General features: G+C 43.2%; 12 protein-coding genes. 4 read left to right on the plus strand and 8 right to left on the minus strand.

The features are described from left to right. The first annotated feature begins 95 nt into the window (after nucleotides 1-95). Nucleotides 96-1646: a murein biosynthesis integral membrane protein MurJ gene (gene murJ / locus C8D84_RS09515; RefSeq protein WP_109591737.1), complete on the plus strand. Its 1551-nt coding sequence runs from the start codon at nucleotides 96-98 to the stop codon at nucleotides 1644-1646. Between the two features lie 111 nt (nucleotides 1647-1757). Then, entirely contained in the window at nucleotides 1758-2393 is a 636-nt protein-coding gene (locus C8D84_RS09520; protein WP_109591739.1) for a hypothetical protein, read from the plus strand. 11 nt (nucleotides 2394-2404) lie between these two features. On the opposite strand, the gene C8D84_RS09525 is transcribed toward C8D84_RS09520, so the two are convergent. Continuing rightward, complete coding sequence (locus C8D84_RS09525) at nucleotides 2405-3019, minus strand: GNAT family N-acetyltransferase (RefSeq protein WP_109591741.1); 615 nt, start codon at nucleotides 3017-3019, stop codon at nucleotides 2405-2407. Between the two features lie 263 nt (nucleotides 3020-3282). On the opposite strand from C8D84_RS09525, the gene ribF reads away from it, so the two are divergent. After that, nucleotides 3283-4323: a riboflavin biosynthesis protein RibF gene (ribF, locus tag C8D84_RS09530; RefSeq protein WP_109591743.1), complete on the plus strand. Its 1041-nt coding sequence runs from the start codon at nucleotides 3283-3285 to the stop codon at nucleotides 4321-4323. Nucleotides 4324-4438: 115 nt separating this feature from the next. Here the strand turns inward: ribF and C8D84_RS09535 are convergent, their stop codons facing one another. The 4 genes from C8D84_RS09535 to C8D84_RS09550 form a co-directional block, all read right to left on the minus strand. Continuing rightward, the gene (locus C8D84_RS09535; protein WP_045444148.1) at nucleotides 4439-4678 is read right to left on the minus strand and encodes a DUF2789 domain-containing protein; all 240 of its coding nucleotides are present in this window, start codon (nucleotides 4676-4678) and stop codon (nucleotides 4439-4441) included. 219 nt (nucleotides 4679-4897) lie between these two features. Continuing rightward, entirely contained in the window at nucleotides 4898-5887 is a 990-nt protein-coding gene (locus C8D84_RS09540) for a malate dehydrogenase (RefSeq protein WP_173936711.1), read from the minus strand. A 371-nt stretch (nucleotides 5888-6258) separates the two neighbouring features. Then, the gene (locus tag C8D84_RS09545; protein ID WP_055124727.1) at nucleotides 6259-6900 is read right to left on the minus strand and encodes a T2 family ribonuclease; all 642 of its coding nucleotides are present in this window, start codon (nucleotides 6898-6900) and stop codon (nucleotides 6259-6261) included. 552 nt (nucleotides 6901-7452) lie between these two features. Further along, nucleotides 7453-9591, minus strand: a complete 2139-nt coding sequence (locus C8D84_RS09550; protein WP_109591745.1) for a lytic transglycosylase domain-containing protein — start codon at nucleotides 9589-9591, stop codon at nucleotides 7453-7455. 387 nt (nucleotides 9592-9978) lie between these two features. On the opposite strand from C8D84_RS09550, the gene miaB reads away from it, so the two are divergent. After that, a complete protein-coding gene (gene miaB, locus C8D84_RS09555; protein WP_109591747.1) occupies nucleotides 9979-11469 on the plus strand; it encodes a tRNA (N6-isopentenyl adenosine(37)-C2)-methylthiotransferase MiaB in 1491 nt (496 codons plus the stop codon). Between the two features lie 186 nt (nucleotides 11470-11655). Here miaB and C8D84_RS09560 read toward each other — a convergent pair whose 3' ends face one another. The 3 genes from C8D84_RS09560 to argE all read right to left on the minus strand — a co-directional run bounded on the left by C8D84_RS09560 (nucleotide 11656) and on the right by argE (nucleotide 14381). Continuing rightward, nucleotides 11656-12153 (minus strand): GNAT family N-acetyltransferase, encoded by a 498-nt coding sequence (locus tag C8D84_RS09560; protein ID WP_109591749.1) that lies wholly within the window; start codon nucleotides 12151-12153, stop codon nucleotides 11656-11658. Nucleotides 12154-12284: 131 nt separating this feature from the next. After that, complete coding sequence (locus C8D84_RS09565) at nucleotides 12285-13025, minus strand: LysE family translocator (protein ID WP_109591751.1); 741 nt, start codon at nucleotides 13023-13025, stop codon at nucleotides 12285-12287. 135 nt (nucleotides 13026-13160) lie between these two features. Then, complete coding sequence (gene argE, locus C8D84_RS09570; protein WP_109591753.1) at nucleotides 13161-14381, minus strand: acetylornithine deacetylase; 1221 nt, start codon at nucleotides 14379-14381, stop codon at nucleotides 13161-13163. Nucleotides 14382-14422 lie beyond the last annotated feature (41 nt).

Here is a 14422-nt window from a genome sequence, read left to right on the forward strand (position 1 = left end):
TATCTCGATTATGAAAATGCTATAATTCGTCAGCTTTTTGATAGCAGCAACTTAGTAAACAACCTTCATTAAACAAATTAGCACAATAGGTTCTCATGGCAAAAAGTCGGTTATTTCGTTCAACCATGGTGGTCAGTAGTATGACCATGCTATCTCGTATCTTAGGTCTGGTACGCGATGTCGTATTGTTAGGCGTCTTTGGCGCTGGTGGTCTGATGGATGCCTTTTTAGTCGCTTTCAAAATCCCAAACTTTTTGCGGCGTTTATTTGCAGAAGGTGCTTTTAGTCAAGCCTTCGTCCCTGTGCTATCTGAATACAAAGAAAAATATAGTTTGCAGCAGGTACAAATCTTAGTCAGTCGTACTTCAGGCGCTCTGCTGTTAATTTTGTCGATGCTTACTGTGGTTGTTATTTTAATGGCACCGTGGGTCGTGACTTTATTCGCGCCTGGTTTTGCCGACCAACCAGGTAAATTTGCTATTACCGCTGAATTACTGCGTCTGACCTTTCCTTATTTGCTATTTATTTCTATGACCGCCTTTGCCAGTGGCATTTTACAAAGCTACGGACGCTTTGCTGCGCCTGCCTTTGCACCCGTATTATTGAACTTATGCATGATTGGTGGCGCATTAATTTTTGCTCCTATGTTCGATGTTCCTATCATGGCGCTAGGCTACGCGGTCGCTATCGCAGGATTGTTGCAATTCTTACTGCAGCTACCGCAGCTATGGCAACAAAAGCTGCTGGTCGCACCCAAAGTCGACTTTCAGCATGAAGGCGTTCGCCGTATTTTAAAACTCATGCTGCCTGCCATCTTTGGCGTCTCTGTCACTCAGATTAATCTGCTGCTCAATACCATTTTTGCCTCATTGATGATTGGCGGCTCGGTTTCTTGGCTGTATGCCGCAGAGCGCATGAGTGAGCTGCCATTAGGCTTGATTGGCGTGGCAATCGGTACAGTCATTTTGCCCAGTTTATCAAAAAGTGAGGCGCAAAAAGACGATGTTAGTTTTAAAAAAACCATCGATTGGGCGGCACGCTTAATCATTTTAGTCGGTGTTCCGGCATCAGCAGCGTTGTTTATACTTGCCGATGTACTGATGCAAGCACTGTTTTTGCGCGGTGAATTTACCTTACGTGATGCGCAGATGAGTTCGCTCGCATTACGTAGTATGGCTGGTGGTATTTTAGGCTTTATGCTTATTAAAATCTTTGCCCCTGCTTTTTTTGCCCGCCAAGATACCAGAACACCCGTAAAAATCGGTATCATTTCTGTCTTTGCCAATATGATTTTTAGTGTCATTTTTATCGGTATATTTTATTTCTTAGAGATTCCACTACATGGCGGCTTGGCATTAGCAACCACGGGCGCGGCCTTTGTCAACGCAGGCTTATTATATTACTTCTTACATAAACGTGATATTTTCCGCTTTGGCAGTCATTGGAAAAAACTATTCACCCAGTTTGCGATTGCGACCAGCGCTATGATTGGCATACTTTATGTCATGCTGCCTTACTTCCCTAGCGATGATGCGCAGTGGCGACGTATCGCCGCTTTGCTCATTATGTGTGCCGTGGGAGCACTGGTTTATGGCGTAGTATTACTAGCCACTGGTTTCCGTCCACGCCAGCTAAAGCATGGTTAAACAGTTTCACTTACGAAACCAAAACAAGCTTAGTAAGAGAATGGATAGTGAATGATGCGGATAGTTGCCATAATTAACCATTAACGAATAAATGAAATTTGAGGGCTAATAATGATAACCAAACGAGTAACCTTACTACGCTTACCAACTATCCTGACTGCTAGTGTCCTTAGCACTGGACTGCTTTTAAGTGCTTGTAGCGATAACGATAAGACAGCTAATAGTGCCGAAGATACAGCAGCCATCGCTGAAGGCATTTCTGATGAAAGCGTTGATGCTGAAAATAGCGCTGCTAATCAAACGTCAGCAGTGGATGCGAATAGCACAGTTGACAGCAAGCAGATGGCTGAGAGTGAGAGTGGTAAAGAGGAAACGGTTATTGATAGTGATGATATCAATCCAGTCACCTCTGCAACCAAGCAAAAAAGCCTCGTAACCAATCCCACCCAAGCTGGTACGCCGGAAGATACTGTCAAGCAAGCACTAGATAGCTTGTATTATGGCGAGGTAAAAGAAGCCGTTAGATATTATAAAGTAGATATGGCAAACTTCGAAGAAGAGCTGGCTAAAACCCAGTATGCCTTTCAGCAAACCGTCGATGGCGTCACTATTACCGATACTAAATACAGTGATGATAAAACCCGTGCCACCATCATTGGGGAGCTGATGTTAAAAGGACAAAGCGAACCTGCACCATTGACCTATCAGCTACAGAAGATAGAAGGTCAATGGAAGATCTTGGGTTAAGCTATTTTAGCTTACTTATCTGAAGCATCATCCGATGTCACCGCTTTACCCAGCATCACGACATCAGCGATAAACCCTTCCATATCGCAAACTTCTGGCATGTATCCCCATTGCTCAAAACCAAGCTTACGGAACAATCCTAAGCTTGGCTGATTGTGCGCAAAAATAAGTGCGATCACATTATGAATGCCTAGGCTTGGCGCTTGTGTCAACATCCAGCATGTCAATAAGCTGCCCAATCCTTGACCGTGATAATCCTGATGCAAGTAGATACTAATCTCAGTGCTGATATGATAAGCCGGTCGTGCATATAAATCGCTAAAGCTGCCCCATGCAACGATTGTTGCTGTCTCTGCTTCTGCTGAATTTTGCGTGGTCTTATGCATAGCTTTTACGACATAAATAGGACGCGTCGGACTGTTTATATGCTCATCAAACCAATCTGCACGCTCTTCACAAGTCACTGGGGTGAGATTGGCAGTGGCTTGTTTACCTGCAATAGTCTGATTGTAAATCACCAAAATCTCTGACAAGTCGTCTCTACTTGCACGCTGCACGACAAACTCATCAGTGAGATAGTGTTCTGACAAAACAGCTGGTACAGCATTTAAGGCAGTAACGGACATAAGGTCTCCGTAATTATTAATTAATAGTCTATGAGTAATAATTGTTGCAAGATGATCCATCTATACAGAGGGTCATTACAAAAGCATGTGGACAAACATCACGGTATTTTAAGATGACAGAGCGGATAGCGCCATACTTTTATTGTCAGTAGACTATAGGATGTTAGTGTGGTCATTTTACTTTATAATGGCTGATTTTAAACACATTGATTTTGGTACGGGTGTGTTTTTTATCTGGTTTTATCTATCATAGCTGAAAATTTATGAACACCTATTTTCTTGAGCAACTGATTGCCTCGCCAAGTAATTTGACTGCAAATACTAGCCCAGTAGATTTAGCGCCCTGTGTGCTTACTATCGGTAACTTCGATGGTGTCCATCTTGGTCATCAAGCAATGCTTGAACAAGTCCGTGATATTGCGCATGCACAAAATCTTGGTTCTGCTATCATGATATTTGAGCCACAGCCTCGTGAATTTTTTGCACCAGCCACCGCGCCTGCTCGCCTCACCAATCTCGCTGAAAAACAAGCTTTGTTAGCAGAATATGGCGTTGAGACCTTGATTGTGGCAGGATTTGATGCAGAGTTTCGCTCGCTATCCGCCCAAGCATTTGCGGATCTTTTAGCCCTGCGCTTAAATGTCAAAGCATTGGTGTTGGGTGATGACTTCAAATTTGGTCATGACCGTACTGGTGACAGTCAGTTTTTACGGAATTATGGCTTAGATGTGACCAACCTACATACCGTCATCGATGATAGTGGTAAAGCGGCACGTATCAGCTCTACTCGCGTTCGAGACTTACTATTGGCTGGTGATATTGACGCTGCTAATGCGCTACTTGGTCGCGATTATGCGATTACAGGAATGGTCGTTGGTGGCGATAAAATAGGTCGTACCATGGACTTCCCTACTGCGAATGTTGACCTACAGCGTTTAAAACCTGCCCTGCATGGTATCTTTGCTGTTGATGTCGTCAGCCTCGACGAGGATGGGCAAGTGATTGCTGATGGCTTATCGGCACTTGCTATAGATGGCAAATCAGGTATCTCAGGATTACGTTCCAACAGCCTCTTTGGGACAGCCAATATTGGCACCAGACCCTCTGTCGATAAACAACATGATTGGCGTTTGGAAGTTCATTTCCCAGAATTAAATGCCGATTTATACGGCTTAACTTTACAGGTTCGATTTTTGCATTATTTACATGGTGAACGACATTATGATGGCTTAGAAGCATTAAAAACAGGCATCCATAATGATGTCAAAGCATTAATTGAGTGGCGAGAGCAGCAGCCCATTTAGGTTGCTATTAAGCTTAAATGCGACCCTCGATATCTATAATTTATAAAAAAACCCACAGCGTTTATAACGTTAGTGGGTTTTTATTTAATAATTCGTTTTTTAATAGTTCTTTTTTCTAAGCATCTGGATGCATACGTACGTTTAAGTCATCGATGACCTCTACCCATTCCGCATCTTTTTCCCATTCTTCTTGTAGAAAAGCACGTTGATTGTCTGTCCAAATGCTCGCTTCTATCAACTTCTCTTCTTTATCCAACTGATTATTTTCAATAAAACTATCAATCGCTGCATCTGAGCTATCAAGTCCCAACTGTGCAAACAATTCATTCATATTGTATTCTGGTTCACCCAACATACTTTTCTCCTTAAATGGTACGAGTGTCTTTGTGTTTATTATCTAAATTGACACATTTATTGTAGCAAGCTTTATTTTAATAGCTGTTAATCAACGTGTATCTAACGTTATCAATTGTATTTGGATAGGCAGACAAGACACAAAAAAGCCCTCTACATTAGAGGGCTTTTTTAGATCAATTTCTATAAAATAGCTTTATGACATGATGACATTGGTGGCTTATGGAAGCAGGTGTGCTACTGCATCACGTTCTTCGCTAAGCTCTTGCTCAGTCGCTGCCATTTTCTCTTTAGAGAAATCTGATGACACATCAACGCCATCTACGATAGACCAATCACCGTTCGTGCATGTGCATGGGAATGAGTAGATTAAACCTTTTGCGATACCGTATTCGCCGTTTGAATAAACGCCCATTGATACCCAATCGTTCTCATCAGTACCCAATGCCCACGTACGTACGTGTGCAATGGCCGCGTTGGCAGCAGAAGCGGCAGATGATGCACCGCGTGCTTTAATGATTGCAGCACCGCGTTGTTGTACTTCTGGGATATAAGTCGCTTCGTACCATTCGCGATCAACCAAATCTAACGCAGGCTTACCGTTGACAGTAGCAGCAGTCAGATCAGGATACTGCGTTGATGAATGGTTGCCCCAGATGATCATTTTTTTCACGTCATTGACGGTGCTGTCCGTTTTGCCAGCCAACTGTGCCATGGCACGGTTGTGATCTAGACGAGTCATCGCAGTAAAGTTACGTGGATCAAGATCTGGTGCATTGCGCTGAGCGATAAGAGCGTTGGTGTTGGCAGGGTTACCGACAACCAATACTTTTACGTCACGGCTTGCAACGTCATTCAATGCTTTACCTTGTGCTGAGAAAATCGCAGCGTTGGCTTCTAGCAAATCTTTACGTTCCATACCTGGACCACGCGGACGTGAACCTACAAGCAGAGCATAGTCAACATCTTTGAATGCAACGGTCGCATCATCAGTCTGCACAATACCTGCTAATAAAGGGAATGCACAATCTTCCAATTCCATGACCACACCCTTTAGGGCGTCAAGTGCTGGAGCGATTTCAAGCAATTGCAAAATAACTGGCTGATCTTTACCTAGCATCTCGCCAGATGCAATACGAAATAACATAGCATAGCTGATATTACCAGCGGCACCAGTGACGGCAACACGTAAAGGCTGTTTCATTGACATTGAATACTCCCTAATTATAGATTAGATAATTCATGATTCTGATTGATGGTTCTAATGGATGACTATCGTTGTAAATAGCGACTTGCCTACTGAATATAGCAGTCATAAACCGAGAGCTAGTGTAGCACTTCGTTCAGCAAATCGTCTAGAGACAATAAGACGCCGACCACCGATTATATTGTTACATTTTATACGGGAGGATTTTTATACCTACTGTAAACCTATACGGATACCCTGCTAGAAAGCAATAAAAGGCAGCTGATAACAGCATTGAGAAGCGTTATATATAGTGATATAACACTTAAGATAAGCGAATATTATTAGGGCGTGTCCTCAATTCAAACAATAAGCATTTAAATAGGCTAAAAAAACTATTTTCCACCCGAAATGACGAACTTACTGCCACAATTATTCACAACATTATGACATGTGCCAAATTCGCTCCCTTCATAACAAATATGGATATCCGTCAATGTTGATTGACGACGACTGCCCGCTTGGCAAATCAAATCAATACTGTTTGAGGACATGCCACTGTTAAGCTGGGTCATTTGACTGATAAATCGAGATTTAGAAACCGTATAGCTATTACCCGTATTAAGCTCATTAGGCAGCTTTAATGCGCCAGCGTAATTGGTAATCTGGCGAAAATAACTACTGGCACTAAGTGGACTACACGCCCCATAACGCTGCCAAGCTTGGCTACGTACTGTCGTATCAGGCATGATACGGTTGACGACTTTTAACTGTAACGGTGTCAGACGTGGCTCACTACCACGTCCGCAGCGCTCACCATATCCCATATCTAGACCTGATACTGTCAACGAATAACCCTCCAAGCATTGACGCATACGGGCACGCGTCGGCTGTATGCTACACAATGCTGGCGTCATCTCAATCATCAACACACGCTGTCCACTCTTAACAGCGCTCGCGGCATGTACCGGCATCATCATAATGCCTTGCAACATCACTAATGCACCGATACTTAGCGTCGTATTTAGTTTATCCATAGATGTATTGGTTATCGAGCTTGATTGGTTTAAATCTGGCGTCAGAGTAGATAGCGAGAGCATCTGCTGAATAGATGACTGATGCCTAACTTTTAATAACAGGGACAGATTGAAATATTTTTTGATCATAGGGGCTGAAGGCATCTAGCAATGATAAAAACATGGGCTATCGTTTAGCTCATAGTGTTCGACGTATAAACACTGATAAAACTAAGAATAGAGCTAACAAAAATGTGTGCGTTGATTGATAAGCACTTATTATAAGCACGTATAAAAGTTATAAGCACGTATAAAAGACACTAATTGATGCAATGGTAGCAAAACGTTTTTTTTAATCTATAGCAGAAACGTAAACATAAGCTAATGATAGCATCAATAGTACAAAAATATCGCAACGTTAGCATGTCATAATCAGCGAGGTTGGGCGTCGAATTAGGCATCGCGTCAAGACAAAGCTAGCTTTGATTGCACGATAAAAAGTGACATAAAGTGACATGAAAAAACCATTAATGATTGCTCACGAATGGTTTTTTTGGTTTATACATTAGCATTTTAGAGCGCGGCAGGTATCGTGCCCATACGCTGGCTAATAGGCTGACTACGACCTAATAGACTGCTATAAATGGTGGCGTTTTCCATCACGTGTTTAACGTAATTACGGGTTTCAGGAAAGGCAATCGACTCGACGTACTGGTCGGCTGCGAGCGAACCATATACTGGTTGCCAACGCTTGGCATTGTTCGGACCCGCATTATAGCCAGCCGTTGCCAACACAGGTTGACGGTTTAGCTTACCGAAAATATCACCCATATACCATGTGCCGTAACGAATATTGGTATCGCCACTATTGGCACGGCTGGCGCTATAGGTCTCACCTAAATTGCGAGCAATGTATTTTGCCGTGTCAGGCATCACCTGCATCAAACCACTGGCACCAACGTTTGAGCGTGCTGATGCAACAAAGCGACTTTCTTGACGCATGATGCCATAAGCCCAAGCAGGATCGATACCAGCAGACTGACTATAACGTACGACTGCATCTTGATGCGGCATCGGATGTGATAACGCTAAGCTGTCTACTCTATCAGTATTATCAACGGCATAAATTGCTCGGTCGAGCCAGCCCATATCATAGGCTTGACGAGCAGCGGCAATAATCAAGTTATCATCACGCTTGTCGCGCGCCTGCTTTACCGCCCAGTTCCATTCACGATTGGCATAGGCACGGCTGGCGTCAGCATTATATAGAGCAAAAGCACGCGCAAAGTTGGCATCTTGCATGACACGTGCGCGATCAGCGGTACTGACATTTGGTAAGTTATTACCACCCAAACGACTGGCATCAAAGCGCTGACCCACTTTATCCTTTGCCATTAAGCCATAATAGTCATTATTTTTTGCCAAGTTTTGATACATTTTTTTAGCAGTATTACGCTTGTTAGCATCGCTTGATTGCTCGTAAGCGCGAGCCAGCCAATATTGCCACTGGTCACTTTTTTGGGTTTCAGCCTCCATTTTTGAGATGGCTTCGACCACATCATCCCAGCGGCTAAAGCGAATCGCTGCCATGGCATAATCTTCGGCTTCTTCAAAATTAAAATCTTCGTCTAGGCTATTGCGGAACCAGTCAACCGCCTCAGCATTAAAACCATCATCCGTATTATGATTCATACGTTGCACCCCAAGGATGCGATACGCATAGCGACGAGTCTCCGCATTCAACAATTTAACTGAACGCTGATTGTCTTGCTTAACATCAAAATCTAACTGTAATGCAGCTTCACGGTAAGACTTGTCAGCAACGCGTCCTATGGCATATAGATATAGGTATTGATTGTTTTGACTGGCAGGTTCTCGACTAAAACGGCTAAAAAAAGCAGACGGATTCAGTTGAATCTCACTCAATGCTGAATAAGCAATAGGCGTTCCTAAACGTGATGACAATGCCATAATGTCACCCGTTTTGCCTTTACGTAGCATACGCTTGAGCCGAGCCGCACGATCCTCATTGCTAATCAGCGCGTTATTATTCATCTCCATCGCGAGCTGGTCACACAAGGCGGGCTGCTTTTTGGTCGTCAACCAAACTTCAGACTTGGCTGCCATAGCCCGCATAGTATCGCCGCCATTATTGAACCCAAGCGCAACCGCACAGCGCTCACTGGCATCCGCATTGGTAATCAAATTCGCAACTTGGCGTACTGAGGCGTAATCATTGGAGCCTGCTTTGGTCTCAGCAAAATCGGCCACCAGCTTTTCTGCCATTACCGTATTTGGATATTGACGCACAAACTGTGACACTGCCGCCGAACTTTGCGAATTAAGATCTAAATTCATCCGCCAATAAGTGGGATACATGGCAAACAAACCGCCGCTCATTGCTTGCTCATAATTGTATAAAGCACTGACATCACCGCGTTCTGCCGCAATTGCCGCTGCTGTAAATGAGCTCACACCATTGTCCGACTGATAGCCACTGTTTTGTTGATAGCTGCCTTCTTGCTGATAGCTGTCCTCTTCGCCCCACGTCAGCTCAGCACAAGCCACCTGTGACAATCCTAGCGCACTCATTGCTGTCGCCAAACTTAACGCACTGACTCGTAGCGTCCTTGCTTTCATTCGTTTTGCATCTTCATTTTGCTTAATAGATTCTCTATCCTTGATGCTATGAGCAACCTGCGGCTTTGTCATACTGACTCTCTTTGTAATGTGTCCAAATGATTTGGCTAAATAATATATTTAGCATAACAATGCCAAAACGGCGTAAATCGCGATTTAATCAATCGCGCTAATATGGTCGCATTCATCATACTATACTCGTTGCACTTTCAACCATCACCTTTACCTTTTGTTAATAAATACGATAGCACGGTGTAACATAGAAGTGATAGCAAGCTATAGTTTTTGCCAAACGCGTTATTAGAAGCAGTAAACAATTGATACTATTATAAATAATTTATCATAACGACCAACAATTGACCCTGCTAATTTTTCACATTGTCATAGGGTTGTGATAAAATACGCCACCTGTTAATCACCTATCACGCTATATTTTTAGTCAATCATGGACTTATCCTTATGAGTGTTACTGTATTTAATCCCCGCATCGATGACACTGCTGTCGCTGAAACAACCGCTACTGCGCCTGCTGTCACTGCACTCAAAGAATCAAGTTCAGCCCAAGCACCTGTCAAATCAGCGACTAAGAAAGTCTTTGTCACCACGCAGGGCTGTCAGATGAATGTCTATGACTCTGGCAAAATGCTGGACGTGCTCGGTGATTCACACGGTATGGAAGTCACGCATGATATCGATGAAGCCGATGTGCTGCTGATGAATACCTGCTCTATCCGTGAAAAAGCGCAAGAAAAAGTGTTTTCAGAATTGGGTCGCTGGCGCAAGCTAAAAGAAAAGCGCCCTGATCTCGTCATTGGTGTCGGTGGTTGCGTAGCCTCTCAAGAAGGCGATAACATTCAAAAGCGCGCGCCTTATGTCGATATGGTATTTGGCCCACAGACACTACACCGTTTGCCAGAATTGTATGATCAATCAAACGAGCAACGTGAAATCGCGCCTAAGAACCGTATCGGTACGATTGATGTGTCATTCCCAAGTATTGAAAAGTTTGACTTTTTGCCTGAGCCGAGAGTAGAAGGATTTAAAGCGTTTGTCTCGATCATGGAAGGCTGCTCAAAGTATTGCTCATTTTGCGTGGTTCCTTATACTCGCGGCGAAGAATTATCTCGCCCACTCGATGATGTATTGGCTGAGATTGATAGCTTAGCAGCGCAAGGCGTGCGTGAAATCAACCTATTGGGTCAAAACGTCAACGGCTATCGCGGTGAAAAAGACGATGGCAGCATTTGTCGTTTCGCTGAGCTGTTGCATTATGTCTCGCATGTTGATGGTGTCGAGCGTATTCGCTACACGACCAGCCATCCGCTAGAATTCACAGATGACATCATTGATGCCTATGCACAATTGCCAGAGCTGGTATCACACTTGCATCTACCTGTGCAGAGTGGCTCAAATGCTATCTTGGCAGCGATGAAACGCAATCACACGATTGATGTGTATATCAATCAGATTAATAAACTTAAAGCCATTCGTCCTGACATTCACTTATCAAGCGACTTTATCATTGGCTTCCCTGGCGAGACCGATCAAGATTTCCAAGATACTTTAAATCTAGCCAAAGAATTGAACTTCGATCACTCTTATAGCTTTATCTACTCTAAGCGTCCGGGCACGCCAGCGGCTGAATTGCCAGATGATGTGAGCTTCAAAACTAAAAAAGAGCGCTTGGCAGAATTCCAAAAAGTCATCATTGATTCAACGCTTGCCAAAACCCATGAGATGGTCGGTACCACGACACGTGTGTTGGTGGAACAAGTTGCCAACCGCCATCCTGATTGCTTAATCGGCACAGCGGATAATACCCGTACGGTCATGTTCCCTTATGACGAAGACAAAATGGATGAGATGTTGGGTAAACTCGTGAGCGTACGTATTACTGATTTCGTCAGCCCGCACATGGTAAAAGGTGAGCTAATCGAAGTATTGGCGTAACTGTTAATTTTTAAGTCTGAGTAAAAATAAGAAAAAGCCGTTCACTATAAATAGTGAGCGGCTTTTTTATTGATAAAGTGGGTTAGTTTTATCAAGCTCTCAAAGAGAGTGCAAACGATACTTAACTTTCTAAATGATTGCTGTAAAGACATATTGAGATATTGACTTTTGAACACAGTAAAAGTGCTATAACACAAAACACTTCATTAAGATCTCGTTAATATATTCCTCATTATCTTTCAATGCCATTGGTTCTAACCCATAAGCTTGAAAACCAAAATTTTTATAGAAATTAATAGCAGGCTTATTATTATCAGCTACAGTAAGTAAAATTTGTTCCACATATTTTTTACTATACTCCATAACTTCCCTAAGCAATTGACTTGCTATGCCTTTTTCTCGGAATTCAGGTTCAATGAATACACTGGATAGATACGCTTTATGAGAAAACTTTATTCCAGTCTCTTGTGTGAAGGTGGCTAAACCTATGATTTTATTTTTATGATAGGCGCCAAATACAGTTGAACTTGATAAGCAATTTTCAAAAAAAATTGGAGGTTTTGCTACTTCTGCTACATATGTGGATCCAAAAATTCTTGGAGATTTTTCTAGAGCTGAAAGTCTGATAGTTCTGAAATCGTTAAGCTCATTAACACTTAAAATTTTTATCTCAATATTTAACATACGATCATCTGCCCAATCATAAAATACCTAATAGATCAAACTAAGCTACCTGTCTCAGTGTACATGGTGAACTACTTTTGTCAAACTCACGTAGAAAGCGCCGATAAAACGTAACCTGCTAGATTCGTTCTTTAAACCATAAAGCTATTTAATACTTCAGCTAATAGGGCTGCAGCAATGATGATAAATATGACGCCGCAACCACGATTGAGCCACGCTAAACGATTGCCAACATCGAGCCAACTTGCCAGCTTTGTACCACCCAAGGTATAAACGATTTGCCAAATTGTTTCACTTAAGAACAACCCTATCGTTAATAAAACATATTGTGGCCATAACGGCGCACTAAAATTGATAAATTTGGGGAAGAAAGCGGCAAAAAATAAGATGGCTTTGGGGTTAGATAGCGATACCCAAACACCTGTACGAAACAAGGTCACATTGCTTGGCGAGATTCTCACCGCTGCGCTTGAGAGCGAACGCGGCTGCGGTGTATTAGCCGTGCTTTCACTGTCATTGTCAGACGCAGGATATTCAGCCGCGACTTCTTCGCTCATTTCACGAGCATCACTCATCAAGCTGCCATCGCCTGCATCGCACCAAGAGCTAATACCTAGATAGATTAAATACGCCGCACCCACTACTTTAATGACTGTCAACAACCAAGGCGACTGGCGACTAATCACATCGAGTCCAAGTAGTGTCGATAGCAGCAAAATAAACAACCCAAGGCTCAGTCCTGCTAGCGTCCACAATGTGCGCTTTACGCCATAGTTCATGCCATACTGAAATGCCAGCAGCATATTGGGACCTGGGGTCGCTGAGATAAAAAACGTACTTGCAAAGAATACTGCAAACAGATGCCAAGACATCGACCAACCCCTACTTTGTTATTTATAAAAAATTTATCGTAATAATGCCGAACTGCTAAAAAATAAACACCGCCATAACGACGGTGTATTTTATGCTCATTCATATCAAAAACAAACGGTCTGCCATCTAATAGACTAATTAACAGTACAGCTGTCTAATAACTTCTGTAAAAAACCATCACAGCGCTCAATTTCACTCAGCTCGACATATTCATCGGCTTTATGTGCTTGCTCAATACTACCGGGACCGCAGATAATCGTTGGGATGCCAGCATTGGTAAATTGCCCGCCCTCAGTCGCATAAGCCACTTTATGACGCTCGTTATCTCCAGTCAGTGCGGCTATTAACGATTGCAATTTAGCACTGTCGTTATCAGTCATTGCCGGTACGCTTTCTTCCTGCATCAACTCAATACCGGTATCGGCAGCACGTGCTTGCATCTGGGCATTTAATTCTGTCACTTTCGCTTGAATCGGTGCAAGAATATCCTCTTGTGTCATATGCGGCAGGTTACGATAGTCAAAGGTAAACTCACATAGATTGGGGACAATATTGGTCGCCGTGCCACCTTTTATCGTGCCTACAGACAATGTCGAATAAGGCACATCGAACAGCGCATCATTATCACTGCGATGACTAATCTCTTCTGCCAACTCATCAACATAACCAATCAAACGACTGGCATAGCTGATAGCATTGACACCTTGGGCGGTCAATGACGAATGCGCAGACTTACCATGGACGCGGCAACGATAAACGGCAATGCCTTTATGTGCCACAACCATCGTCATATTGGTTGGCTCACCGACGATACAATAATCAGGGGTAATACCACGCGCTTTCAAATCTGCCAGTATCAATGGCGCACCCAAGCAGCCCACTTCTTCATCGAATGACAGCGCCAAGTGCAGCGGGCGACGCAACTGACCTTCATTGGATAACTGCACAGCGCGTGGTAATAACGTCAATGCACAAGCGATAAAGCCTTTCATATCACACGCACCGCGTCCGTATAGCTTATCACCACGTATCGTCGCAGTGAATGGATCTGACGTCCATGCTTGCCCGTCGACTGGCACGACGTCAGTATGACCAGAAAGCACCAGACCGTGATTGACTTCGTCAGCGTTTGCCCCTGCTGGCACAGTAACGAATAGATTGGCTTTGTTTTTGGCTTCATTAAAAGTCAAATCTATTATCAAACCTAATTGTTCACAGTATGCTTGCACATCTTCAATCAAAGCCAGATTAGAATGGCGACTGACCGTATCAAAAGCAATCAAGCGTGTGAGCCAATCGATACTATGCGCAGGGTAAGACGTATTTTTGAGCTGATTATTATTGTTCGAAGTCATGAAATATCCTTATCACGATATAATACCAATTTTAGAAATAC

It is taken from the genome of Psychrobacter immobilis, from assembly GCF_003148585.1.
Taxonomy (GTDB): Bacteria; Pseudomonadota; Gammaproteobacteria; order Pseudomonadales; family Moraxellaceae; genus Psychrobacter; species Psychrobacter immobilis.